The 24,506-nt window shown below is 65.7% G+C and carries 26 protein-coding genes; 10 read left to right on the top strand and 16 right to left on the bottom strand.

The window, feature by feature from the left end:
* The first annotated feature begins 67 nt into the window (after positions 1-67).
* The gene (locus BSG17_RS00655; RefSeq protein ID WP_089820543.1) at positions 68-697 is read left to right on the top strand and encodes a class I SAM-dependent methyltransferase; all 630 of its coding nucleotides are present in this window, start codon (positions 68-70) and stop codon (positions 695-697) included.
* Positions 698-861: 164 nt separating this feature from the next.
* Here BSG17_RS00655 and BSG17_RS00650 read toward each other — a convergent pair whose 3' ends face one another.
* From BSG17_RS00650 to BSG17_RS00640, 3 genes are all read right to left on the bottom strand, one after another.
* Positions 862-2,031: a methionine adenosyltransferase gene (locus BSG17_RS00650; RefSeq protein WP_089820542.1), complete on the bottom strand. Its 1,170-nt coding sequence runs from the start codon at positions 2,029-2,031 to the stop codon at positions 862-864.
* Complete coding sequence (locus BSG17_RS00645) at positions 2,028-2,519, bottom strand: DUF6789 family protein (RefSeq protein WP_089820541.1); 492 nt, start codon at positions 2,517-2,519, stop codon at positions 2,028-2,030. The genes BSG17_RS00650 and BSG17_RS00645 overlap by 4 nt, the downstream gene beginning before the upstream one ends.
* A gap of 66 nt (positions 2,520-2,585) precedes the next feature.
* Positions 2,586-4,109: an SLC13 family permease gene (locus BSG17_RS00640; protein ID WP_089820540.1), complete on the bottom strand. Its 1,524-nt coding sequence runs from the start codon at positions 4,107-4,109 to the stop codon at positions 2,586-2,588.
* 181 nt (positions 4,110-4,290) lie between these two features.
* Between BSG17_RS00640 and BSG17_RS00635 the strand changes: the two genes are divergently transcribed.
* Positions 4,291-5,682, top strand: coding sequence for an acyl-CoA thioesterase/bile acid-CoA:amino acid N-acyltransferase family protein (locus tag BSG17_RS00635; RefSeq protein WP_089820539.1), 1,392 nt, complete (start codon positions 4,291-4,293; stop codon positions 5,680-5,682).
* An 8-nt stretch (positions 5,683-5,690) separates the two neighbouring features.
* On the opposite strand, the gene BSG17_RS00630 is transcribed toward BSG17_RS00635, so the two are convergent.
* Positions 5,691-7,034: an FAD-dependent oxidoreductase gene (locus tag BSG17_RS00630; protein WP_089820538.1), complete on the bottom strand. Its 1,344-nt coding sequence runs from the start codon at positions 7,032-7,034 to the stop codon at positions 5,691-5,693.
* Positions 7,035-7,318: 284 nt separating this feature from the next.
* On the opposite strand from BSG17_RS00630, the gene BSG17_RS28545 reads away from it, so the two are divergent.
* From BSG17_RS28545 to BSG17_RS00615, 3 genes are all read left to right on the top strand, one after another.
* The gene (locus BSG17_RS28545; RefSeq protein ID WP_394327939.1) at positions 7,319-7,828 is read left to right on the top strand and encodes a hypothetical protein; all 510 of its coding nucleotides are present in this window, start codon (positions 7,319-7,321) and stop codon (positions 7,826-7,828) included.
* A complete protein-coding gene (locus BSG17_RS00620) occupies positions 7,825-8,148 on the top strand; it encodes a cupin domain-containing protein (protein ID WP_089820537.1) in 324 nt (107 codons plus the stop codon). Before BSG17_RS28545 ends, BSG17_RS00620 begins: the two co-directional genes overlap by 4 nt.
* Before the next feature lie 94 nt (positions 8,149-8,242).
* Complete coding sequence (locus BSG17_RS00615) at positions 8,243-8,722, top strand: pyridoxamine 5'-phosphate oxidase family protein (protein WP_089820994.1); 480 nt, start codon at positions 8,243-8,245, stop codon at positions 8,720-8,722.
* Between the two features lie 6 nt (positions 8,723-8,728).
* Here BSG17_RS00615 and BSG17_RS00610 read toward each other — a convergent pair whose 3' ends face one another.
* The 4 genes from BSG17_RS00610 to BSG17_RS00595 form a co-directional block, all read right to left on the bottom strand.
* Positions 8,729-9,457, bottom strand: coding sequence for a meso-2,3-butanediol dehydrogenase (locus BSG17_RS00610; RefSeq protein ID WP_089820536.1), 729 nt, complete (start codon positions 9,455-9,457; stop codon positions 8,729-8,731).
* A gap of 60 nt (positions 9,458-9,517) precedes the next feature.
* A complete protein-coding gene (locus BSG17_RS00605; protein ID WP_089820993.1) occupies positions 9,518-10,609 on the bottom strand; it encodes an SDR family oxidoreductase in 1,092 nt (363 codons plus the stop codon).
* On the bottom strand, positions 10,606-12,195 hold the full coding sequence (locus tag BSG17_RS00600) for a succinic semialdehyde dehydrogenase (protein ID WP_089820535.1): 1,590 nt from the start codon (positions 12,193-12,195) through the stop codon (positions 10,606-10,608). The genes BSG17_RS00605 and BSG17_RS00600 overlap by 4 nt, the downstream gene beginning before the upstream one ends.
* A 145-nt stretch (positions 12,196-12,340) precedes the next feature.
* The gene (locus BSG17_RS00595; protein WP_089820534.1) at positions 12,341-12,796 is read right to left on the bottom strand and encodes a universal stress protein; all 456 of its coding nucleotides are present in this window, start codon (positions 12,794-12,796) and stop codon (positions 12,341-12,343) included.
* 97 nt (positions 12,797-12,893) lie between these two features.
* Between BSG17_RS00595 and BSG17_RS00590 the strand changes: the two genes are divergently transcribed.
* The 3 genes from BSG17_RS00590 (at position 12,894) to BSG17_RS00580 (ending at position 14,922) form a co-directional block, all read left to right on the top strand.
* Positions 12,894-13,298 (top strand): DUF7994 family protein, encoded by a 405-nt coding sequence (locus BSG17_RS00590; protein ID WP_089820533.1) that lies wholly within the window; start codon positions 12,894-12,896, stop codon positions 13,296-13,298.
* Positions 13,299-13,344: 46 nt separating this feature from the next.
* Positions 13,345-13,869, top strand: a complete 525-nt coding sequence (locus BSG17_RS00585; RefSeq protein WP_089820532.1) for a phosphopantetheine adenylyltransferase — start codon at positions 13,345-13,347, stop codon at positions 13,867-13,869.
* A gap of 84 nt (positions 13,870-13,953) precedes the next feature.
* The gene (locus BSG17_RS00580; RefSeq protein WP_089820531.1) at positions 13,954-14,922 is read left to right on the top strand and encodes an ArsA family ATPase; all 969 of its coding nucleotides are present in this window, start codon (positions 13,954-13,956) and stop codon (positions 14,920-14,922) included.
* Between the two features lie 33 nt (positions 14,923-14,955).
* Here BSG17_RS00580 and BSG17_RS00575 read toward each other — a convergent pair whose 3' ends face one another.
* From BSG17_RS00575 to BSG17_RS00555, 5 genes are all read right to left on the bottom strand, one after another.
* Complete coding sequence (locus tag BSG17_RS00575) at positions 14,956-15,783, bottom strand: amino acid ABC transporter ATP-binding protein (RefSeq protein WP_089820530.1); 828 nt, start codon at positions 15,781-15,783, stop codon at positions 14,956-14,958.
* Entirely contained in the window at positions 15,780-16,484 is a 705-nt protein-coding gene (locus BSG17_RS00570; RefSeq protein WP_089820529.1) for an ABC transporter permease, read from the bottom strand. Before BSG17_RS00570 ends, BSG17_RS00575 begins: the two co-directional genes overlap by 4 nt.
* Before the next feature lie 11 nt (positions 16,485-16,495).
* Complete coding sequence (locus tag BSG17_RS00565; RefSeq protein ID WP_089820528.1) at positions 16,496-17,536, bottom strand: ABC transporter substrate-binding protein; 1,041 nt, start codon at positions 17,534-17,536, stop codon at positions 16,496-16,498.
* 162 nt (positions 17,537-17,698) lie between these two features.
* Entirely contained in the window at positions 17,699-18,799 is a 1,101-nt protein-coding gene (locus BSG17_RS00560) for a glycerol dehydrogenase (RefSeq protein ID WP_089820527.1), read from the bottom strand.
* Positions 18,800-18,879: 80 nt separating this feature from the next.
* Entirely contained in the window at positions 18,880-19,917 is a 1,038-nt protein-coding gene (locus tag BSG17_RS00555; protein WP_089820526.1) for a sodium:calcium antiporter, read from the bottom strand.
* 205 nt (positions 19,918-20,122) lie between these two features.
* Here BSG17_RS00555 and BSG17_RS00550 point away from each other — a divergent pair, with 205 nt between their 5' ends.
* Positions 20,123-20,317 (top strand): DUF8144 family membrane protein, encoded by a 195-nt coding sequence (locus BSG17_RS00550; protein WP_089820525.1) that lies wholly within the window; start codon positions 20,123-20,125, stop codon positions 20,315-20,317.
* Between the two features lie 99 nt (positions 20,318-20,416).
* Here BSG17_RS00550 and BSG17_RS00545 read toward each other — a convergent pair whose 3' ends face one another.
* Both BSG17_RS00545 and BSG17_RS00540 read right to left on the bottom strand, forming a co-directional pair.
* Positions 20,417-20,812, bottom strand: coding sequence for a type II toxin-antitoxin system VapC family toxin (locus BSG17_RS00545; protein ID WP_089820524.1), 396 nt, complete (start codon positions 20,810-20,812; stop codon positions 20,417-20,419).
* The gene (locus BSG17_RS00540) at positions 20,809-21,009 is read right to left on the bottom strand and encodes a DUF7557 family protein (RefSeq protein ID WP_089820523.1); all 201 of its coding nucleotides are present in this window, start codon (positions 21,007-21,009) and stop codon (positions 20,809-20,811) included. Before BSG17_RS00540 ends, BSG17_RS00545 begins: the two co-directional genes overlap by 4 nt.
* A 446-nt stretch (positions 21,010-21,455) precedes the next feature.
* Between BSG17_RS00540 and BSG17_RS00530 the strand changes: the two genes are divergently transcribed.
* Positions 21,456-22,940, top strand: a complete 1,485-nt coding sequence (locus tag BSG17_RS00530) for a histidine kinase N-terminal 7TM domain-containing protein (RefSeq protein ID WP_244531455.1) — start codon at positions 21,456-21,458, stop codon at positions 22,938-22,940.
* 304 nt (positions 22,941-23,244) lie between these two features.
* On the opposite strand, the gene BSG17_RS00525 is transcribed toward BSG17_RS00530, so the two are convergent.
* Entirely contained in the window at positions 23,245-24,462 is a 1,218-nt protein-coding gene (locus BSG17_RS00525; RefSeq protein WP_089820521.1) for a polysaccharide deacetylase family protein, read from the bottom strand.
* Between the last annotated feature and the right edge of the window lie 44 nt (positions 24,463-24,506).

The following is a 24,506-nucleotide window of genomic DNA, read 5'->3' as shown; positions in this document are numbered from 1 at the left end:
AAACGTTACCGTGGGGCGAGAGATACTGTCCCAAACGTTGGTATCGTCACGACCCGTACCTCCGGCTATGCCGAAAACAGCGCCGTTCGAGGAGCACACCGAACGATACGAGGGGTGGTTCGAGCACCACGAGGACGCCTATCGGTCCGAACTGGACGCCCTCCGCCGGCTCGTGCCGACGACCGGATACGGCGTCGAGATCGGCGTCGGCAGCGCGCGCTTCGCCGCTCCGCTGGGGATGCAGATCGGCGTCGACCCGTCAGGGAAGATGCTCGGATACGCTCGCGAGCGGGGCGTCGAGGTTCTCAGAGGCGTCGCCGAGTGGCTCCCGTTCAGAGACGAGACGTTCGACACCGCGTTGATCGTGACAACGATCTGTTTCGTCGACGACATCCCCCGAACCCTGGCAGACGCCGAGCGCGTCCTCGACCCGGACGGCGCGCTCGTGATCGGGTACATCGACAAGGACAGCCCTGTCGGTCGTCGCTATCAGGAGACGAAAGAGCAGAACCCCTTCTACCGGGATGCGGTGTTCGTCTCGACTGACGAACTCGTCGACGCCCTCGAAGCCGCCGGCTTCACCGACTTCGAGTTCGTCCAGACGATCTATCACTGGCTCGATGAGATCGACGGCCCCGAACCGATCGAGGAGGGGTACGGCGACGGCTCCTTCGTCGGGATCAAAGCGACACGGTAGCACAGGCTGGTGAGTCGGAAGCGATTGTTTCCACCTTTCGCAGTACACGACCGACACCCACCCGAGCGACGCATTCGCCACCCCGTGACCGAACCACCTCGCGACCATTCCAGCCACTACATGTCGCTCGAGTATAAGGACTGGTGGTGTGGGGTGAACGCCTCTCAGAACAGGCGCACGGTCCCGGCCACGAGTTCGTCGGTGAGCGAGTCGAGACGGTCGAGTTCGTCGGTGACGATGCCTCGTACCTCGTCGTCGTCGTCCCGTGCCGTCGTATCGACGTCGATGGCCACGGGTTCGGTCACCGGCATCCCGATCTGCGAGAGCAGTTTCACTTCTGTGTGCTCGGCACCGAGTTCCCGATGGATCCGTTCGGCGGCGTTGGTGGCGACGAGGTTGTAGAGTTTCCCGACGTGAGTGACCGGGTTCTTCCCGGCCGACGCTTCGAGGCTCATCGGCCGGTGGGGAGTGATGAGTCCGTTGACGCGGTTGCCGCGGCCGACGTTTCCGTCGTCGCCCATCTCCGCAGAGAGGCCGGTCTCGGTGAGATACACTGCTCCGGCCTCGACGTCGTCGGCGGCGTTGACGTCGACGTAGACGGTTCGCTCCGTTCGCTCGCTCGCGTACCGTCTCGCACGTTCCTCGAGCCGGTCTCGCACCGCGACGTACTCGTCGACGTCCGAGACGTGTCGAGAGACGATCGCGGCCGCGACGGTGAGGTGGAGTTCGTCGTCCGTGCGCCAGCCCACGAGTTTGACGTCCGCACCGACCGCGGGGTCGACCTCGCGGAGCGCAGGTTCGAGTCCGGCGACGATGCGATCCGTCTCGGAGAGCGGTGCATAGCCGACGCCGATGCTGGTGTCGTTCGCCGACGGGACGCCCCGTGTGTCGAACAGCGACTTCAACCCCGCCGACGTCTCGCCGATACGCGACTCGAACTCGACCGCGTCGTCGGGTAACTCCTCGAAGGTGGTCTCGACGTAGCCTCGAGCGGCCTCGACCGCGAGATCGTCGACAGGGACGTGCTGTCCGTCGACGGCGTTGGTCGCTCGACCACCGAGGAGGACGTAGATCGGCTCGACGACTTCGCCGCCACCGAACGCCGGGGTCGTCGTCCCGGCAGCGAGTTGTACCTTGTCGGTGTTGTGGTGGAGGATCCGACCGAACTCCTCGAGATAGTGTCGCGAGAGGCGGCGCGAGACGGCCTCGGCGATGCCGTCACAGATGGAGTCCGGATGACCGACTCCTTTCCGTTCGACGAACTCCGTCGACCGCGCCGTCGTAGGATTCCGGTCGAGACGATTGACGGTGAACGTGGTGGACGGCGCCGTCATCGCTGGTCCTCCGGTTCGCTCAGGAACGTTCGATGGTCGGCGAGGTAGTCGTACACGCCCCCGAGAACGACTCCGTAGACGAGATAGCCGAGGAGCGTCACGGTCAACGTCGGGAGGTTCTCGTCGAGCGTCTCGCCGCCGATGCCGACGTTCAGTATCGCGACGAGGAGGTACGCCCCCCACAGGACGAGGCCGAACGCGACGCCGTGGGCAACCCCGGACTCACCCGGCAACCCCCACGTGAAGCCGCCGAACAGCAGCGGCCACGCCACGGCGAACAGAGCCGCGAACCAGAGATACGTCAGCAGCGTCGCCGTCGACGTCCCGAGTGCACAGTAAGGCGGACCACCGATGGCACACAGACTCGTGAAGGTCGCGAACACGAAGAGACTGCGCCCGACGAGAACGAGGTCGGCGACCAGCAAGAACGCCAGAAGCACGATCGTCGCGACGATGCCACCGCCGAGGCTACTCCGGACTGGCTCCATAGTGTTATCTCGATTTTGCTGACGAAAAACGTATGTTAGAACGTGAATAGATACTGTTCCGTCCGTCTAGAGGTTCCACGCGATCGGAAACCACAGCGACGCCATCAGCGTCAGAAACAGGATGCCGAGCAGGTTCAGCCAGAAGCCGACGCGGGCCATCTGCGGGATGGAGACGTAGCCGCTGCCGAAGACGATGGCGTTCGGCGGCGTCGCCACCGGGAGCATGAACGCCAGCGAGGCGGCCACCGAGACGGTCACCATCAGTACGATCGGCGAGACGGCGAGCGACGCCCCCAGACTCGCCATCACCGGGATGAACAGCGAGGCGGTCGCACTGTTGGAGGTGACCTCGGTGAGGAACACCACGAGCGTCGCCACCGCCAGCACTACCCAGACGAACTCGACGCCGCGCAACGCGACGAGGTTGCCGGCGATCCACCGGTCCAACCCGCTCAGTTGGAACAGTCGGGCCAGCGAGAACCCCGCGCCGAAGAGGAGCAACACGCCCCACGGGACGCGCGTGGTCGCCTCCCACTCGAGGAGGAACTCGCCTCGCTTCAGGTCGACCGGAACCAGGAAGACGAGAATGCCGCCCACCAGTGCGACGGTCGTGTCGGTGACGCCCGGTGCGACGGGTTCGATGACGAACGGACGGAGCAGCCACCCGGAGACGACGAGGGCGAAGACGGCGACGACCCGCCGCTCGCCGCGGGTCATCGGTCCGAGTGCCTCCAACTGCGATTTGACGACGGCGTGACTCTCGGGTACCGTCCGCACCTCGGGTCGGAGGAGCGTGATCAACACGACCCAGGTGACGCCGAGAAAGACGACGGCGATGGGGAGGGCGAACACCATCCACTGGACGAAGCCGATCCGGACGCCGAGCGTCGACTGCGCGATCCCCGCGAGGATGGCGTTCGGCGGCGTCCCGATGATCGTCGCGACGCCGCCGACCGAGGCCGCGTAGGCGATACCGAGCATCAGAGCGGTGCCGAAGTTCGACCGTGGAAGTTCGGTCTCGCCCGCGGCGAGCGGTTCCGGTGAAAGCTCGAAGTCGGGGGCCGCTGGCTCCGCCGACTCCCCGGACGCTCGAAACGCGTCGACCTGTGCGACGACCGCCATCCCGATCGGGACCATCATCATCGCCGTCGCGGTGTTCGAGACCCACATCGACAGAAACGCCGTCACGAGCATGAACCCGAGGAGCAGCCGACGCGTGTCGTCGCCGACGCGGAGGAGGACGCCGAGCGCGATGCGCCGATGGAGGTTCCACCGTTCGATCGCCAGCGCGACCAGGAACCCACCCAGGAAGAGGAACACGACCGGGTCGGCGTACGGAGCGGCCGTCTCGACGACGGTCGCGACGCCGAGCGTCGGGAACAGCAGGATCGGCAGCAGACTCGTCACCGGAATCGGGACGGCTTCGGTCATCCACCACGCCGCGATCCAGAGCGTCCCCGCGAGCACGGCGTTGGCCGCCGGTGACAGTCCCGCCGGGGAGACGAAGAGTCGAACGACGACGAACAGGAACGGTCCGAGGACCAACCCCCCTCGCTGCAGTCGTGTGTATCCGTCCTCGGTGTCAGTCATTCCGTCTGTGACGACGTGTCGACGAGAGCGACATTATAACTATGCACTCTCGACGCGACGTCGGTCGATCGGACGCGACTGCTATCGTGCAGCGGGCGCTACGGGACCCAGCGGCTCGCAGGGCTCGTCGCCCGCTGCAGAGACAGCACGATTAAGTCAGCACACGAACAGTTCGAAGACGATGGTGGGTGCGAATCACCTGTGGGCAGACGGCAATCCACGGTCGAGACGCCAGCTACTGGCGACGGTGAGCAGTGTCGGACTCCTCTCGGCCGCAGGCTGTAGTACGAGGGAGTCTCCACCGTCGATCACCGCTCCGACGACGGCGCTCGTCGACGAGTCGATTCGCATCGAAGTCGGTGGTGTCGAGCCACAGACGTCGCTGGACGTCCGGGCGAGCGCTCGTTCGCGAGGAGGAACCGAGTGGGTAGCGAGCGCCCGTTTCGAAGCCGATTCCGACGGCACTGTCTCTCTCCCCGACCGAGCCCCGGCTGACGGCACGTACGACGGCGTGGATCCGATGGGGTTGTTCTGGTCGATGCGACCCGACGGCGCAGACCCGGACCGACTGCTCCCACCGGACGCGCTGTTCGTTCCAGCGAAGTCGGCCTACGACGTCACGCTCGTCGTGGAAGTCGACGGCGAACCCGTAGCCGAGCAGACGACGACGCGACGGCTGTTCGACCCCGACGTCGAACGGCGACCCGTCACCGACGACGCCCTCGTCGGTGAGTTCTTGGTCCCGCCGGGTGAGGAACCTGCACCTGCCGTCGTCCATCTCCACGGAGCGGGCGGGCGACCACATCTCGCGACCGGCCGCTTGTTGGCCTCTCGAGGGTTCGCGACGCTGGTGCTGCAGTACTTCGGTGAGCCAGATTCGATTCCGAACACGCTGACAGAGGTTCCGGTCGAGTACGTCGAGACGGCGACGTCGTGGCTCCGGACCCACGACCGTGTCGCTGGCCGGGACGTCGGACTGTTCGGGTTCTCCAGAGGGGGTGAGTTGGCGTTACTTGTCGGCAGTCAGACCGACGACGTCGGGGCAGTCGTCGGGTGGGTCCCGAGCGGTGTCGTCTGGGAGGGACTCGGGGTCGGACGAACCCCGGCGGGAACGTCCGCGTGGTCGCGTGACGGCGACCCGGTACCGTTTCTCGAACTCGCGGACGTCGCCCCGAGAGCACCACCGTCCCCGTCGCTGTCCTACTACGAACCGGCACTGGCCGAGGCGAGCAGTGCCGAACTGGACTCGGCGACGATTCCGGTCGAGAACACCGACGCACCCGTCTATCTGGTCTCCGTGACGGACGACAGACGGTGGCCGTCTGCTGTGCTCTCGGAGCGCGTCGTCGACCGCCTCGACAGAACCGGATATCCGCACGAGTACACCCACGAACGGCACGCTGGGGCAGGTCACTACCTCAGACTCCCCTATCTACCGACGGCAGGGACGACGAGAGACCGGTACAACGTCTACGGCGGTCGTCAAGCAGCGAACGCTCGTGCCAACGCCGCTGCGTGGCACGGCACGCTGTCGTTTCTCAGACGAGCGCTCGGCGGACGGTCGCCCCGATAGCCGAGGTGCTAGAGTTTGCCCGCGAGGACCTTCGCGGCGGTCGCGATCGGGTCCCAGACGGGGCTGAACGGCGGCGCGTACGCGAGATCGAGGTCTGCGACCTCCTCGACAGTCATGCCGGCGTGGAGTGCAGTCGCGACCGTGTCGATACGTTTAGCTCCTTCTCGACCGACGACGCTCGCGCCGAGGACCCGCCCCGTCTCGCTGTCCCCGACGAGGGTGACCGTGAGATCGGTCGCACCTGGATAGTAGTGTGCGCGAGCGGCGTCGGTGATCTCGACGGAGACCGGGTCGAACCCTGCCTCGCGCGCCGCTGACTCGTCGACGATGCCCGTCCGTGCCGCGCCGAGGTCGAACGCCTTGACGATGGCCGTGCCTGCGATCGTTCCGACCTCGGTGGGCGTTCCTGTCACCGTCTGTCCGATAGCTCTGCCGGCACGGTTCGCGGTCAACGCCAGCGGGACGTGCGTCGGTTCGCCGGTGACGACGTCCGTCGACTCCGCACAGTCACCTGCCGCGTAGACGGTGTCGTAGTTCGTTCGGCCGTACTCGTCGGTCGCGATCGCACCGGTCTCCCCAAGTTCGATCCCCGCCTCCTCGGCCAGCGCGACGTTCGGTGCCACACCGACGCCGACGACGACGACGTCCGCCGAGACCGTCTCGGTCTCTAATCGGACGGCTTCGACGCGGTCTTCGCCTGCGAACCCCGAAACCGTGGTGTCGAGGTGGAGGCTGACGCCCTTCTCTCGGAGGTGGTCTTCGACGACGGTCGCGACAGATTCCCCGAACGGCTGGAGGACGTGCGGCAGCATCTCGAACGTGTGGACGTCGAGACCACGGGCGTCGAGCGCTTCGGCCATCTCGATGCCGACGTATCCGCCCCCGACGATGGCTGCCGTCTCCGGTCGCTCGCTCTCGACGTACTCGTGGATAGCGGCCGCCGAGTCCATGCTGTGTATCGTGAACACCCCGTCGAGGTCGATGCCGTCGAAGGGGGGTTCGATCGCGCGAGCGCCGGTCGCGACGAGAAGTGAGTCGTACGATTGCTCGAACCGATCGCCGTTCGCAGCGACGGTCACGGTCCGTGCTTCGGGGTCGATCGCGACGACTTCGTGGTTCGTCCGCAGGTCGATATCTCGTTCCGTCCGGAACTCCTCGGGCGTGACCTGGACGAGGTCGTCCAGCGATTCGATCTCGCCTTTGACGTAGTACGGCATCCCACAGGCCGCGTACGAGACCCACTCACCCTTCTCGAAGACGACGACGTCTAACTCCGGGTCTGCGCGCTTTGCCTTGCTGGCCGCGCTCATTCCTGCTGCGTCACCACCGACGACGACGAACGTGTCTGTCATACCAGACGTACGTCCTGAACGGGAAAGAACGATGTGCTCGCTCACACGTCCGTACAATCGTCGAAACCGGTTTGTACCCGGAGCGTACGTCGCCGGCGGTCGCACCGACGCGTCTGCGCGTCCCCGGGTTCGAGTGTCTTCGTCTCGTTCCTCTAATAGGAGACAACAACACACACGGAGAGATTTTTGCGCCGTTCTGTCCGTGTGCAGTTTTGACTTCCTCCTCGGCATGAACGCGGAGGAGGAAGTCAAAAGGCAGTGCCCGTCGTTGTATCCACTCGTGGATGAGTCAGTCAGACCCAGACGAGACGATCCCTCGTGAACCAGATGCGACACCGTCGGAACCGCCCGGCCCGAACGTCGAGACCACCGACGAACTGACCGTCTCCGACGACGAAGTCGAACTCGAACGGACGATCGGACTCACCGGCGGGGTCGCGGTCGGCGTCGGGACGGTGGTCGGCGCAGGCATCTTCGTCTTCCCCGGGTTCGCTGCCGGACGTGCGGGTCCCGCCGCGGCGCTGTCGTTCGCACTCGGGGCACGCGAAGAACCCGACGACTGGATCGACAGCGAGGTGCTACTGAGCGAGACGCCGCTGCAGGTCATCGTCGACGCGGCGTCGATCGGAACCGATCCCGTCCTCCTCGGCGAGAGTCGTCCGACGGTTCGTGAACTCGTCTTCGGCGAACCGTCCGAGCGTATTGCCGACCGCTCGCTCGCACCGACTGTCGTCGTCCGACGGCTGCCGGCGCTGTCCGACGACGAGACAGAAGACGGAGAGGAGGACGGATGAAGCGGATCGACACGACGGCGGCGAGCGGGTTTTTCGACGTCGTCGGTGGCACCGAACGGTCGCAGGCGGCGACGATGGTGCTCGCACCCGGTCAGTCGACGGGTGGGCCGTCGAACGCACACGCGAGGAGCGACCAGTGGCTCTACGTCGTCTCCGGACGCGGGACGGCGACCGTCGCGGGCGAGTCGGTCGACCTCGAAGCGGGGACGCTGGTCCTCGTCGAACCCGGCGAGACCCACGAGATCTCGAACACCGGGACGGAGCCACTGGAGACGATCAACGTGTACGCGCCGCCGGAGTACGCACGTCGGGACCGCTGACCACGCCGGCGTACGCCGCTCGGCCCTCTCTTCGGTTCTCTCTCGGCGGGAATCGACGAGTGAATTATGTCGAATGGTGACAGACATATACCGTATGACGGTAGACGAAATCACCGAGTACGACGTAGACCGGATGAGCGACGAGGAGATCCGCGGGTTCCTATCGAGTCACAGCGTCGGCGTGCTCGGACTGCCGACGGACGGCGCGCCCAGTCTCCGGCCGATGTCGTTCTGGTTCGACGGCGAGTCGGGACTGTATCTGCTCTACTTCCTCGGCGAGAGTAGCAGGAAGGTGGAGCTCAGCGAACAGGCGGACGTCGCCCGCTTCCTCGTCTACAGCGCCGAGACGACGTTCACCTGGCGGAGCGTCCTGCTCACCGGGACGCTCAATGAGGTTCCCAAGAGCGAGTGGAAGACGGTACAGGAGGACGTCGAGAGCGCGTGGCGTCCGGACGCGCTCAAGCAGGCACTGACCGACGACAACATCAGGATCTACCAGTTCCGGATCGACGAACAGACCGGACTCAGATCCACGGGGATTCCGCCGGGGTTCGAAGAGGACCCGACCGCGTAGCGCCGATCAGAACGCCGTCCACCCCCCGTCGACCGGAATGTTCGCGCCGGTGATGTACGAGGCACCGTCGGAGGCGAGGAACGCCGCGAGGGGTGCGATCTCCTCCGGTTCCGCGGGTCGCCCCATCGGCGTGTGCGACTCGAGGAACTGGTAGAACCGGTCTTCCTCGAGCAGGCCCTCCGTCATCGGTGTACGGACGAACCCAGGACAGATCCCGTTGACGCGGACGCCCTTGTGGGCGAAGTCCACGGAGACCTGCTGCGTGAAGTTCACGACGCCACCCTTGGCGGCCGAGTACGACGTCGCCCCTTTCCCTCCTCGGAGGCCGTAGATCGACTCGACGTTGACGATACAGCCCTCCGACTCCAACAGATGCGGCAACGCGGCTTTCGACCCGTGCATCACGCCGTCGAGGTTCGTCGAGATCACGTTGTGCCACTCCTCGAGGCTCATCTCGTCGAGACTCGTCTCGCTGCCGACCCCCGCGTTGTTCACCATCACGTCCAGGCGACCGTGCTCGTCGACGACGCCCTCGACGAGCGCTTCGACCTGTTCGTACTCGCGGACGTCACACTGCCGGAACTCACAGCCGATCTCTTCGGCCGTCTCGCTTCCCGTCGACTCGGTCCGACCACAGATGACGACCGTCGCGCCCTGCTCGACGTATTCGGCCGCGATCGCTCGTCCGATTCCCGACGACCCGCCCGTGACGATGGCTACCTTTCCGGAGAGCATGTCTCTAGTTCGACAGCCAGCGACATAATTCGACGCCTGTCTCGACCGGTTCGTCGCGCGCTACACCATCGCGTCGTCGCGAATCGTCGGATGTTCGCGGACGAACGCGACGAGGTGGTCGACGTAGGACTCGAACGGCGGGCAAGTGACCTCCGTTCCCGCCAGCGCACGGCGTGTGTTCGGACAGGCGTACCGCGTCGGATGGTCGAAGTAGTCGAGCGTCGCCGGTTCCGCGGGCACACCTCGCGCCCGGAGCAACCGCAGCAACCGCTTCACCGTCGGTTTCGGGAGCGGAACCGAGAGGGTCCGGTGACCGGCCGCCTCGGCGACGGCGTCGACGAACCGTGGAACCGACAGCGGCGAGGGGTCACAGAGTTGGTAGACCTCGCCGACGGTGTCGTCTCGCCGACTCAGATGTGCGATGGCGTCGACGACGAAGTCCCGCGGGACGACGTTCAGTTCCGTCTCGGCCGCACCGGGGACGGTCGCCAGCACAGACAGTGCCGACGACTGGGCGAGGAGTAGCCGGAGCAGATAGTACGGACCGTCGTACTTCTGGGTCGCACCCGTCTCGCTATCGCCGACGACGATGGCCGGACGGTAGATCGTCGCCGGCAGACCCTCCGCCATCCGCCGCTGGACGAGCAGCTCCGCGCGGTACTTCGTCTCCTCGTAGTGATTGTTGAACGTCTGTCCCTCCTGTAAGTGATCCTCGGTGAAGACGCCCTCGTGCCGTCCGCTGACGTAGCAGGTGCTGACGTACTGGAAGCGGTCGACGTCGAGCTCCTCGGCGACGTCGAGGACGTGCTCGGTGCCGCGGACGTTCACCGCCTCCCCGACCTCGCGCGACACCGCGAGGTCGTAGACGGCGGCGAGGTGGTACAGCTCCGTCACAGACGACAGGTCGTCGAGACCGTCGAGACCGAGTCCGGGGTCCGTGATGTCGCCCTCGTAGAGTCGAATCCGCGCTCGGTCGTCTGCCTCGACCAGTTCCGACGCGCGCCGCTCGGCGAGGTCGCGGTACTTCGGTTGGACGAGACACGCCACCGGGCCGGAGCCGCGGTCGAGCAGTCGTTCGACGAGTTGCGAGCCGAGAAACCCCGGGAACCCAGTCAGGAGGATCTGCGGGTCGAGTGGTGCGTCGGTGGTCATCGCCGCCACCGCCGGAGGCGTCGCTGGAGGCCGAAGAGTCCGAACGCCGCACCGAGCGCCCACTTCGTCGCACCGCCGGAAGGGAACGCGACCGGGCCGACGCGGGAGGTAGCGATCGTCTTCGAGTCGAGGAAGCGTCGCAACCCCTCCGGCCCGTGACGGCGACCGAGTCCGGAGTCCCCGTAACCACCCATCGGCGCGTCGATAGCCGCCCACCCGGAGAGGTAGGCGTCGTTGACGCAGACGGTTCCGCACTCGAGCCGTCTCGCGACCGCCCGGCCGCGCTCGCGGTCGGCCGTCCAGACGCTCGCGTTCAGCCCGTAAGGTGAGTCGTTGGCCGCGGCGACGGCCGCGGCCGCGTCGGGAACCGCCGTCACCGACGCGACGGGACCGAACGTCTCCTCGCAGGCCACGGTCGAGTCGGGGTCGACGTCCGTCAACACCGTCGGTTCGAAACAGAACGGCCCTACGTCGGGGCGGTGGCGGCCGCCGGTGACGACCGACGCGCCGGTCTCGACGGCGTCCGTCAGGTGGGCTTCGACCCGGTCGAGTTGGCTGGCGTCGATGAGCGACCCGACGTCGGCCCGGTAGTCGAACTCGGTGCCGAGCGAGAGGCGACGCGTCGCACCGACGAACGCGTCGAGGAACGCGTCGTACAGCGGCTCGACCACGTAGACGCGTTCGGCCGAGAGACACAGCTGTCCCGCGTTCGTGAAGCAGGCGACGACCGCCCCCCGGGCGGCCTCCTCGACGTCCGCGTCGTCGAGTACGACCAGCGGATTGTTGCCGCCGAGTTCGAGCGAGCAGTCGATCAGGTTCCGTCCCGCCCGCTCGGCGACGCTCCGTCCCGTCTCGGTGCTGCCGGTGAACGCGACGGAGTCGACTCGGTCGATCAGGGCCGGGCCTGCGACCGGTCCCGACCCCGTGACGACTTCGAGGACGCCGTCGGGGAGTCCGGCCTCTTCGAGGAGTTCGGCGAGCGCGAGGGCGACGAACGGCGTCTTCTCGTCGGGTTTGAGGACCACCGCGTTCCCGGCGACGAGCGCGGGAATCGCGTCGGTCACGGCCAGGGTGAGCGGGTAGTTCCACGGCGAGACGACGCCGACGACGCCGACCGGGTCGTAGCTCACGCGCGCGCTGGTCACGCCCGGAAACGCACCCCGGCGGCGTTCCTCCCCGAGGAGCGACGGACCGGTGTCGGCGTAGTACGTACACGACATCGGCACGTCGAGCAGTTCTTCGGCGGCGGTGCGGCGGGCCTTCCCCGTCTCCAGCTGAGTCAGGTCGAGCAGTTCGTCGCGACGTTCGAGCACCAGGTCGCCGAACCGGTCGACGACGGCGGCACGGTCGGCGGGGGAGCGGTCGGCCCACGCCGACTGCGCCGCTCGCGCTCGCTCGACGGCGGCGTCGACGTCGCCCTCGTCGCACGCGGGGACCGATGCGAACTCGCTGTCGGTCGCCGGCGCCGAGACGTGGATGCGTTCCGTACCGGACGCGGTGACACGCTCGGCCAACGTTTCGAACCGCTCGGCCGACAGGGCGGTCGATGCGAGCACCGACGTGGTGGTGGTTGGGTCTGACGACATAGACGAACTATCTGTGAGAGAGACAGGTGGCGAGAGTACATAGCTGTCAGCCTCTACCTCGCGCTGACCGCGAGCGTCCCGTTGCTCTCGTATCGCTACGCCGTTCGACGGTATCGGCGGTTCGTTCTCGACTGACAGCACGCGCCTACGCGTCCTGCTCCCGCCTCCCATCGGGCGCGACGGTGAGGACGGGGGCGGACGACTCGCGGACCACCTGCTCGGTCACGCTGCCGAGGAGCGCCCGCGAGAGGCCGGAGCGGCCGTGCGTCCCCATCACGACGAGGTCGACCTCGTTCTCCTCAGCGTAGTCGAGGATCGTCCGGTGGACGACGCCGACCCGAACCGCCGCGACGACGGGAACGTCGGCCGCCTCGCCCGCTCGGACGACAGCGTCGACGGCGCTCTGTGCCCGCTCCCTGAGTGGACGGCGGAGTTCCTCGACATCGACGTCGGGCGGCGTCCGCAACCCGAGGTCGCCCGCGTCGACGACCGAGAGCGCGTGGACGGTCGCGTCGTACGTGTCGGCGACGTCGACGGCGTAATCGACCGCACGGGTCGCAGTCTCGCTTCCGTCAGTCGGCACGAGGATCGTCGAGTACATGGGTGACTGTTCGGTCACGATACAGATTAGGTTGTCGTCGAATCGGAGCCACGCCGCGTGACAGCAGCTATTTTAGGCCCAGTCGGCAACTGATCCCATGAGACAGTCGTGGTTCCGTTATCTGGGGCTGTTGGACCTGCTTCTCGTCGCGGGGTTCGTCGCGCTGTTCGGACCGGCGTCGCTCGCGTCGAGCATCGTCATGCCGGCGATGCTGCTCGCCGGCCTCTCGGCGCTGCTGGCCGGGAGCGTCGCCCACATCGCGCTGGGCCCCGTCACGGTGTCGTGGCGGTACCTCGTCGGAGTGACGTACGCGCTGTTCGCACTGGTCCTCCCGGCGAGTTACCTCCCGAGCGTCCTCGCCGGCACCGCGGCCGCCGCCGAGTGGCTGCTGTTCGTAGTGGGAACAGTCGGCGGCCTCACGCTGCTGTTCTACGGCGTCGACGTCGTCCGCGAGGGCGGCAACTTCGAGATCGAGACCGACGTCGAGCGGACGATCGGCTGAGTCTGTCGCTACAACATATATTTACGTGGGGGACAATCGGGCAACTGTGCCGCAGAACGAACGCATCGCGATCCTCGGCGGGACGTTCACGCCGATCCACAACGGGCATCGTGCACTCCTACACAAGGCGTTTCAGACGGCCAGCCACGACGGCGACGGCGACGGCCACGTCGTCGTCGGCCTCACGTCGACCGAACTCGCGACACAGATGCGCAACGAGTCGCACGCCGAACTGCTCGGGACGTTCGAGCGCCGGCGAAACGACCTCGAGTCGGAACTCGAGCGGACGAGCGCCGCTTACACGGCGTCCTACGAGATCATCGAACTGGCGGACACGCGTGGCCCCGCCGCCACTCGCCCCGACGTCGACGCGCTCATCGCCTCGCCGGAGTCGAAGGCCCAGCGGCGCGCACACGAAGTGAACCAGCAACGCGTCGACAGCGGACTCGGACCACTCGAGATCCACACGCCGCCGTTCGTCGTCGCCGAAGACGGCGTCCGGATCAGCAGCACGCGCATCCGGAACGGCGAGATCGACGTCCACGGCCGGCTGCTTGACGATTCGACCTGATGCCAAATAGTCGGTGACGAGTGCGGTGTGCGTCCGCCACCCTCCACCCTCGCCTTTGTACGTCTGGCACGTAAACAGGGTGTCATGACGCAGGACGCTCGAGACCGACAGACGACCGACATCGTCCTCTACGGCGGGAAAGGCGGCGTCGGCAAGACGACGTGTGCTGCCGCCCACGCACTCGCACTCTCGACTGACGAACCCGACACGAAGACGCTCGTCGTCTCGACGGACCCCGCACACTCGCTCGGCGACTCCTTCGAACGAGAGCTGTCGGGCGACCCCGAGCCCGTGACCGACTCGCTGGACGCCGTCGAGGTCGACCCCGAGAGCGGACAGGACGCCTACAGACGCGTCGTCGAGGCGCTCGCAGCGGAGTTTCGCGAGGCCGGCCTGCGACTGGCCGACGACGACCTCGAACGACTGTTCGAGGCGGGGTTGGTCCCCGGCGGCGACGAGGTGGCCGCCCTGGAGTACATCGCCCGGTACGCCGACGCCGAGTACGACCACGTCGTCTTCGACACCGCGCCGACCGGCCACACGCTGCGACTGCTCGACCTCCCCGAGGTGCTCGGCGAGACGCTCGGGGTCGCCGGCGAGGTACAGCAGCGCGTCCAGCGGACCGCCCGTGCGGCCAAGAGCATGGTGTTCGGTCCGGCGGCCTACTGGGGGTCTCGCGACGAGGACGACGAGGTCGCGTCGCTCCGAGAGCGGGTCGACGCGGTCGGCGAACTGTTGCGTGACCCGACGCGGACAAGCTTTCGGGTCGTCCTCACGCCCGAGCGGATGGCGATCGCCGAAACCGAGCGTCTCGTCTCCCGACTCGGCGACGCTGCGGTTCCGGTCGACTCGCTGGTGGTGAACCGAATCTTCGAGAACGAGGCGGACTGTCCGTGTGACCGCTGTCGACGCGACGCCGAACGACACGCCGAACGGTTACGCGAGATCGACGACCGCTTCGACCTCCCGGTCAGACGGGTTCCGCAACTGCCGGACGAGGCACAGGGACTCGACGCGCTGTCGACGCTCGGTCCGCCGCTGACCGAGTCGTAGTCGACCCGTCGCGATCCGTCGCCGAGTCGCCGGTCACGTCGACGGATACTGTTCGACCGGCGGACGCTCCGAGTCGCCGTCGTCGGCCTCCTCGTCGTACAGCAGTTCGCCGGCGACGAACTGTGCAGTTCGGGGATCGTCGGGGTTCTCGAACAGCCGTTCTGGCGGGCCGACCTCGACGAGTTCGCCGCCGTAGATGAAGCCGACGCGGTCGGAGAGTCGCTCCGCTTGGTGCATGTCGTGGGTGGCGACGACGACGCCGACGCCCCGCCGTCGCGCCTGTCGGATCGCCTCCTCGAGGAGTGCCGTGTTGCGCGGGTCGAGGTTCGAGGTGGGTTCGTCGAGGAAGATCACGTCGGGGTCGACGGCGAGCGCGCGGGCGAACGCGACTCGCTGCGCCTCGCCGCCCGACAGCGACAGCGCGTTCTGGTCGGCCTTGTCGGCGAGGCCGACGGCGTCGAGCGCCGTCCGGACCGGATCGGAGACCGACTCGCGACCGACCAGTCCGCGGAGTTCGCTCCCGAGGCGCGTCCGCCAAGACTGCCGGACGCGTCTCCCGTAGCTGACGTTCCGGTGGACGGGCGCGTTGAACAGACTCGGCTCTTGGAACACCATACTCATGCGACGGCGGACCGCGAGTCGTTCCTCCTCCGAGAGCGACCAGAGGTCGGTCCCCTCCCACGCGACCGTCCCAGACTCGGGCGGGCGGAACGCCGAGAGCAGCCGAAGCAGTGTCGTCTTTCCCGTTCCCGAGGGGCCGACGACGGTGAGCACCTCGCCGGCGTCGACGCCGAGCGACACGTCGCGCAGGACAGTCTCGTCGCCGTAGCCGACGAAGACGTCGGTCGCTTCCAGCATCATGTCGATCGCTGCCCCCTCCCTTTGTTACGGAGCCACGAGCCGAGTGCGTTCACGCCGAGGACGAGCACGAGCAGGACGACGCCGAGGACGAGTCCGACCTCGTACCGTCCCTGTCGGGCCTCGACCGTGATCGCCGTCGTCAGCGTCCGAGTGTACGACTCGCCGCCGCTGAACACGATGTTGCCGCCGACGATGAGGATGGAGCCGACCTCGCTGATGGCGCGGCCGAACCCCGCGAGCACGGCGGTGACGATGCCGTAGCGCGCCTCTTTGATGACGACGAGTCCGACGTCCAGTTTCGTCCCGCCGAGCGCGTAGGCGGCGTCGCGGACGGGTTGGGCCACCCCTTCGACCGCCGAGAGGCTGACGCTCATGATGACCGGCGTCGCGAGGACGAACTGGGAGGCGATCATCGCCTCCGGCGTGAACGCCAGATCGAGCGCGCCGAGCGGGCCGCTGTTGGAGACCATCATCAACACGACCAGGCCGACGACGACGCTCGGGAACCCCATCCCGGTGTTGATGAGTGCCGTCACCGCCCGCTTCCCGGGGAAGTCGGTGAAGCCGACGACGAGGGCGACCGGGAGGCTGAAGAGAGTGCTGAGTCCGACGGCGGCGACACTCACCTCCAGCGAGACGAGGATGATGCTGACGATGTACGTCCAGCCGCCGTCGGGAAGCTGTACTTGCAGTGAGTGCATCTGTCTGTGTCTCAGTAGTCGGCCGGAACCGTCGTCTCGACCCAGTGGAGGTACTGCTTGTCACGCGCCGAGAGCTGCTGTGCCTCGCTCGCGGAGTACCCCTGCGGCACGTACTGTTCGAAGTCGGGTTCCTCGGAGATGGCGTTCGGGAAGAACAGTTGCGACCCGTTCGCGGTGTAGTTTTCGATCATCGACTGCGCCTCGGGGCTGGTGAGGAATCCGATGTACGCCATCGCGGCCTGGTAGTTGACGTCCGAGTACTTCGCCGGGTTCACCGCCATCACGCCGTAGGGGTTCTTCAGGATGACCGGCCCGCCCTTCAGTGGCCCCTGGACGTGGATGACGAGTCCGATCTCGTTTTTCATCGAGAGGTACGTCCCGCGGTCGGCCAGCGTGTACGCGCCCGACTGGTCGGCCTGGACGAGCGTGTCGCCCATCCCCTTGCCGATCTCGCGGTACCAGTTCCCGCTGGGTTCGACGCCGGCCTCCTCCCAGATGATGAGTTCCTTCTTGTTCGTCCCCGAGTCGTCGCCGCGCGAGACGAACGTCGACTGGCTCTCGGCGATGGTCGAGAACGCCTCGGTGGCGCTCTCCATCCCGTTGATGCCCGCCGGGTCGTCCTCGGGACCGACGACGACGAAGTCGTTGAACATCACGTCGCGGCGGTTCACGCCGAAGCCGTCCTGCATGAACTCGTCCTCGGCGTTGCGCGCGTGCACGAGGATGACGTCCGCATCGCCGTCGCGCGCCGTCCGGAGGCTCGCACCGGTCCCCTTGGGGACCGTCTTGACCGTAACGCCGTAGTTCTCTTCGAACACCGGGTTGAGTTTGTCGAGGAGGCCCGTGTCGTACGTGCTGGTCGTCGTCGCGAGCGTCAGTTCGCCGTCGCCGATCTGACCCGACCCCTGTGTGCCGGAGCCGGTGTCGGTGCCTGTCCCCGTACTGTTCCCCGTCTGGTTCTGTGGCTGTTCCCCCTGTGACGTACAGCCAGCCAGTCCGAACACCGCGCCGGCCGTCGCTGCCTGCAGGAACCGCCTCCGTTGTATCGGCATGGGAACATCGAGGAATGAGAGTCAGTTAACTGTTGTCGTTTCAGAGACGATTGTCGGTGTCGAACGAATTCACGGGGAGCAGGGAGACGTCCGTTCCTTCTGTGGGTCCAGTCGGCGAGAAAAATCGTGTAGTCGACGCTGTTCGACAGTTCCGAGACCGCGTCAGCGCCGGCGTTCGACGCGACGGCCGATCTCGCTGGCGGTGACCAGCGCGTCGCGCACCATCTCCGGTGTGACGTCGAACGGTTCGTTGTGGATCGTCTCGTCTTCGGCGCAGGCCGCCTCGGCGACGGTCAGCAGGTCCTCGTCGCTCGGATCGTCGAGGCCGATATCAGCCATCTTCACGGGCAGACCGATGTCCAACGAGAATTCGACGACGTCCTCGACGAACTCGTCGCTGCGGCCCTCGAGCACCAGCTGCGAGAGCGTCCCGACGTTGACCTTCTCGCCGTGGGTCGCCTCGTGAGTCGCTTCGAGCTGTGTGAGTCCGTTGTGGATGGAGTGGGCCGCCGCGAGTCCGCCGCTCTCGAAGCCGAGGCCGGACAGGAGCGTGTTGGCTTCGGTGACGGCTTCGACGCTCTCGGTGACTGCGTCGTTCTCGACGGCGTCGACCGCCGAGATGCCGTGGTCGCGGAGCGTCTCGTAACAGAGTTCGGCGAGTCTGTGGCCCGCGCGGGTGTCCTTGCCGCCGAGGATATTGTCGCCGGCGGAGCGCATGGTCGCGTCGGCCTCGAACCGCGTCGCGAGGGCGTCGGCGATCCCGGACGTGAAGAACCGAGTGGGTGCGGCGGCGACGAGCGCCGTGTCGACGAGAACGACGTCGGGGTGGCGATCGAGGAACCGGTACGACTCGAACTCGCCGTGGTCGGTGTAGACGACCGACAGCGCGCTGCACGGCGCGTCCGTCGAGGCGATGGTCGGCATGGCGACGACGCCGAGTCCGAGGTCCTCGCCGACGGCCTTCGCCGTGTCGAGCGCCTTCCCGCCGCCGGCACCGACGACGAACTCGGCCTGCGCGTCGGCCGCCAGTTCGCCGACGCGGTCGATCTCGCTGCTCGAACACTCGCCGCTGAACACCGCGGTCGTGACCGCGGCGTCTCTCGACTGGAGACTCGCGGTGACGTCCGCTTCGACGAGGTCCATCACGACCTCGTCGGCGAGCAGCAGCGCCGACCCGCCGAGCGACTCGGTGTGCGTGCCGATCTCCGCGGCGACGCCGCGGCCCTGTACGTACGACTCCGGGGAACCGAATATCTGTGCCATACTCGGAACAGTTCGTCGGCGGCCCGAATAGTTCTAGGCCCGACTCTCACGGTTCGAGAACGAAGAGAACGCGTCGCCGGTCACGCCCCTTTGAGCAGGTGAGCGAGACCGAGCGCCTCGGCGACGACCCACGCGACGAACAGGAGGTACGCGACGAGCAGCAGCCACGCCTCCGCCGTCGTCAACGAGAGGTCGGTCCGGAGCAGTGCGAACAGGAGGACCGTCGCCAGTGTGAGGACGCCGAGCATCGGAACCGCCGCAGAGAAGTTCACCGCCGTGCTCCCGGCGATGAGCACGCCGAGCGGGATCGCCACCAGCAGGTCGAACGTGTTCGACCCGAGGACGTTGCCGAGGCTCGTGACGCTGTTTCCGTCCTGCGCCGAACGGACGCTCACCAGCAGGTCGGGGAGGCTCGTCGCCGCGGCGAGGATCGTCACCCCGGCGAGAAATTCGGGGATACCGAACGTCTGCCCGAGCGACTCGACGCTCCCGATGAGCAGTTCGACGCCGACGAGGATGATCGCCAGTCCGCCGAGGAGCATCCCCCAGGAGCGTCCGACCGCACCCCCGCTGGTGTCGGCGACGGTGTCGGAGTCGGCGACGTCCTGCCACTGGATGAACAGATACAACCCGTAGAGGAAAAGCGGAATCGCGGCCAGCGGGCGGGTGACGGTCCCGGCGAGTTGGCTGGTCGTCGACGCCGGATAGTAGATAACCGCCAGCGCGAGTGTCACCACCAGCGCCGAGACGGCGATCATGTAGAACTGCGCCTCCTTGTAGACGACCGTCCGGTTCGTCTGAAGGTCCTCAGAGACGGTGAGCCCCGACAGCGCCGGGATGACGAGGATGTTGAAGATCGCGGAGCCAACGATAGCACCGACACCCATATCGAAGACGCCCGAGAGCGCCGCGACGACGACGCTGGCGAGCTCCGGAAAGCTCGATCCGACGGCGACGACGACCGACCCCTGGACGACCGCCGGGAGGCCGTAGTACGTCGCGAGGCGGTCGGCAGACTCTTCGAGCCACCCGCTGCCGAACCAGATGCAGACCGTGGCGAACAAGACGAGTACCACGTGGACGAGTGTCGTGTCCGGGAGCACCGAATCGAGTACCATTCTCGATGCCGACTTTGTCGGTGGTTCCAAAGAGCGTACCGGCACCGACTAATAGCGCTCAGCGGAAGTCTTCGTACGATTTAACGTCACACGTCTCTTACCTGCTGGAATCTACGTGCTGAACTCAGGGCGCAAGTCTCTCACAGATCTCTCTGTGAGCAACCTCGCAAAAAAGATATCATCCACTGTAGAACACTATCATTCAATGGTCGACGAACCCGCTGAGCAGATAATTGAAGACTGGAAGACTGGGGCATTCTTTTTAGCCCAATGCCTCGTAGCCGCCTTCTTTTCGGGTATACTCCTTAGTTTCGTGCTCGGCCCACTCGGAGGGCTTCTCGGGTTTTTCCTCGGAGGAATAGCGATGTTTCTTCTGATTTCTCGCAAGGTATACGGGTGATAGACACACTCTCTAAGTTCAGCACGCCACTCCTGACAACGAGTGAAATGGTTGGACGTGGTCGTGAAATCTGACACGCCCAAACAGTGCTTCGAGAGACTAATACGGACCGAATTTCTGAACAGGGAGCAGCTCACGGAGGCCCTCTGTCTCGAAGTCAGCGTCGGAGACGACCAATTGCTTCCCCTCAGACCGAGCTGTAGCTGCGATCATGAGGTCGCGTGGCGACATAGGGTTGCCAGATTCGAGAAGGCGGTTCTGCATCCGGGCAGCTTCAAACGCGACCTCTTCGGAGAAATCGAGGGCAGTGACTCGCCCGAAGTTCTCACGCGCCTCGATCAGGTCTGTCTCACCTGCTGAAAAGACCTCACCAGCGAGAACTTCGCAAATACAGATGCTAGAGGTGACTAAGACCGGTTGTTCATCGACGAACTCGACGATTTCCTCGACACCGTCGAGGTAATCGATGACGACTGACGAATCGAGAAAGGTCACTGCTCGTAGCTCTCTCGGGAACGCTTGATTGCTTTGCGCGCCTTTTCGGCCTTGTCAGTTCCTTTCCACGCGCCAGCCTTCATCCCCGATCCCTCGTTCGCCAATCGGTCGAGGAACTCATCCCAACTCTCGTCTTCACGCTTCAGTCGTGCCAGTTTCTCTTTTGTCTCGTCAGAGACGCGGATTGATGTACTCATATGCATACATTGCGTATGCAATCAGAAGTAGTTTGAGGGAATGATCATCGCTGGATTGATTCAGCAGTTCCCAAGTTCAATGCTGCTTAATATACCCTCTATATTTAGCACGTCACTTCTGACAGCGTTCGGTGAGGTTTCTGTAGCCGTGCTGAACTCAGCGCGCAAGTCGGTCACGGAGAAAGTGGTCCTCATTGGACGCATTGAGTTTACCGTATCAGGTGGTGGAGATGCCTTACGTCTCCTTCTCCTGCTTGAGTTCCTTGACCTGTTGTTCGAGTTCAGCGATTCGTTCGTCTTTATCGGTCTCAGGTGAGGTCACGTTCGCCCCAATGACGAGCGGGATGACCACTCCGAAAACGAAGCCGAGTGGGCCGAACAGGAGCAGACACAGAGCTGGTGGTCGACGTGTCTCTTGTTTCAACTGCGCGCCGACCCGCGAGGCGGTGTTACTCTGGACGGACCTCGCGTGGGTCGGTGTACTCGCGATCCCCGTCGCCTGGCTCCTGTTCTCGCTTGAGTACACCGGCCGCGACCAGTACGTCCAGCTGAGATGCGTCGGACTGTTGGCGGTCGTGCCGGTCGTTACGGTCGTCCTCGCACTTACGAGACAGTACCACGACCTCCTGTATGTGACGTCCGTCTCGATCGGGACGACCGGTGTCCCGGTCGTCGTGGAGGGCGGCGTGTGGTACTGGGTCGCCGCCGGCTACACCTATCTGCTCGGCGTCGGGGGGATGATCCCCCTGCTCGGCTTGTTGACGAGCGACACCGCCCCGTTCCGCGGACAGAGCGTCGCGCTCCTCGTCGGACTGGTGGTGCCGTGGGCGACGAACCTGTTGTATCTCGCGGGGGTTCTCTCGATCGCCGGCGTCGACCCGACGCCTATCGCCTTCGGCGTCTCCGGCGTCGCGTATCTCGGCGCGCTCACTCAGTTTCGACTGTTGGGGACGGTCCCGACACCAAACGCACGGGCACGTCGGCTCCTCTTCGATCGGATGCAGGAGGGAGCCGTCGTCGTCGACTCGAACGACAACGTCGTCGACGTGAACGACAGTTCGCTCGACATCCTGGGGGTCGACTCGTGTACCGTCCTGGGAGCCCCCGCAGACGAAGTCATCCCCGAGTACGACCGCCTCCCCGACGACGGGAAGCTCTCGGGTCATCTGACCGTCGACACGCAGTTCGGAACCCGCCCGTACGACGTGGTCGTCACTCGAATCAACAACGTCCGCGGAACTCCGATCGGGCGCGTGATCCGGTTTCACGACATCGGCGAGCATCTCCGCCAGCAGCAACGACTCGAGGCGTTGCACCGCATCCTGCGGCACAACATCCGGACCGAGACCAACGTCATCCACGGCTACGTCGACCAGTTCGCCGACGACGCCGACGCACAGATCGTGAAGAGGCGGGCGCTCCGGATCGACGAGATCGGACGGAAAGGTCGGGAAGCGATCGAACTGTTCGATACCACGCACGGGGGCGACCGCCCACGGTCGCTCTCGTCGCTCTTGGACGACTGTCTCACGGCCGCCCGTGACGAACATCCAGCGGCCACCTTCGCGTACGATCTGCTCAACGAGGACGTCGCCGTCGCCGGCGTCCTCGAGTCGGTGTTCTCGAACCTCCTGGAGAACGCCGTCGTCCACAACCCGAGCGACGACCCGCACGTCCGAGTCAGCGTCCGTCGCGTCTCCGACGCCGGCCGCGTCCGCGTCGACGTCGCCGACGACGGCCCCGGTATCGACGACTACGAACTGTGCGTCCTCAAAGACGGGACCGAGACGCCGTTGAAACACGGGAGCGGACTGGGACTCTGGATCGTCAAGTGGGGTGTCGACGCCGCCGGTGGAACGGTTGGGTTCGCCGCGAACGACCCGACCGGACTCGTCGTCACGGTCGACGTCCCGATCGACGAGCAGCAGTGACCCTCTCCTCACGCCGATCGGTAGGAGTCGCACGTCAACCTCGGAAGTTCGTCGACGTCGCTCCCGACTTCCTCGTTTCTAAAATTTGTGTCTGAACGAAACTTATATACGAGACGAGTACATACGGATTATTGTGCGTTGAGAGACGCACTCTCCCCACCACCAACCAGCAACGTCGAAATCACGACCGACGCTTTTCTCGTCGGTCGTGTTTGGGGGCGTGCCGCCCTGCGTGACCGCTCGCACGCAGGCCCTCGCTCCTTTCGTCTTCACGACCGTCCCATCGGACGGAGCTCCCACGTGACTAGAACAACCCGGACAGCCACTGGAGAACCCCGTCGAGGAAGCTGGAGTTGGAGCGGTCCGCCGGCGTCGGTTTCGACGACAGCGTCCCCGGCGTTGCCGTCGACCCCGAAGATGGTGACGTCGTCGGCTCCGACGACGTTGTCTGACTCGTCTGCGACGTCGGCGACTGGGTGGCGGTCGACGACCGAGTCGGAGTCGGCGACTGGGTCGGAGTGGCAGTTGGCGTCTGTGTGGTCTCTCCCTCTGCGGTGTCGGATTCGTCGAGGAGCCCCTGGCCGGCGAACGCCTCCCGGAGAGTGACGATCTCGATGCCCCGCTGTTTCGCCTGTCGGATAGCGAACCGGATGCGCTCCTGCGTCAGATCGTCCGCGTAGTTGTGCCCGGCGAACATCCCCAGCATCCCGTCGCGCTGGACCGTATCGAGGAAGTCGGTGATCTCCGTCTCCGACATACGCTCCTCGCGGAAGTACTCCCGTCCGATGCGATACGGGTCGGCGTCTTCTCCCGGGTTCAGACCGTCGTAGTCGTAGTTCGCGACGCCGGCGTAGTGTTCTTCCACGAACTCCATCACGGCCGGCCCGCGGCGACCGTACGGGAAGACGAAGCTGTCGACGTCGAACCCCATCGACTCGAGTCGCTCTTTCGACTCCTTCGTTGCTCTCTCCAGAACGTCGTCGGTCAGTCGCTCGTAGGCGCCGTCGTCGACGGCGTACGACCCCTCGACCGGCTCCTCCAGGAGGAGGTAATCACCCCTTTCGTCGCTCTCGCCGCCGACCACGGTGGCGACCTCCTCGTCGTCGTCGTCGGTGATCAGGACAGTGTCGCCCGGGAATCCACCGTGGAGACTCCGCTCGACGTAGACCCGCTCGTCGCCCGACTCGACGTCCTCGGTGATAGTGATCGGCCCCACAGCTCGGTGTTCGAGCGTGTGCGACATGACCTCCCATCCCGCGTCCTGCATCTCCAACAGCTGGTCGCGGCTGAGTCCCTCGTCGTCGGCTTCGACGACGCTCGCGATGGCGCCGACGCAGGCCGGCGCGTCCTCCTCGCGGTGGACGGGGAACGCCTTCGAGTAGTCCGACGCGGGACTGTCGTCATAGACGAACACCAACTGTCCGTTCGATTCCTGGGCGCTCGCGACCGGGATCGCGCTGAGTCCGATACCGGCGGCGGCGGCCTGTACGTACTGCCGTCTCGTGGGAGTTACTGAGTTCATTCTGTGGGGACACCTTCGGTTTGTCTCTGAGAGAGAGTCGCGAG

Source organism: Halogranum amylolyticum (genome assembly GCF_900110465.1).
GTDB lineage: Archaea > Halobacteriota > Halobacteria > Halobacteriales > Haloferacaceae > Halogranum > Halogranum amylolyticum.
The sequence above is the reverse complement of the archived record's forward strand: the minus strand, read 5'-3'. Positions and strand labels throughout refer to the sequence as shown.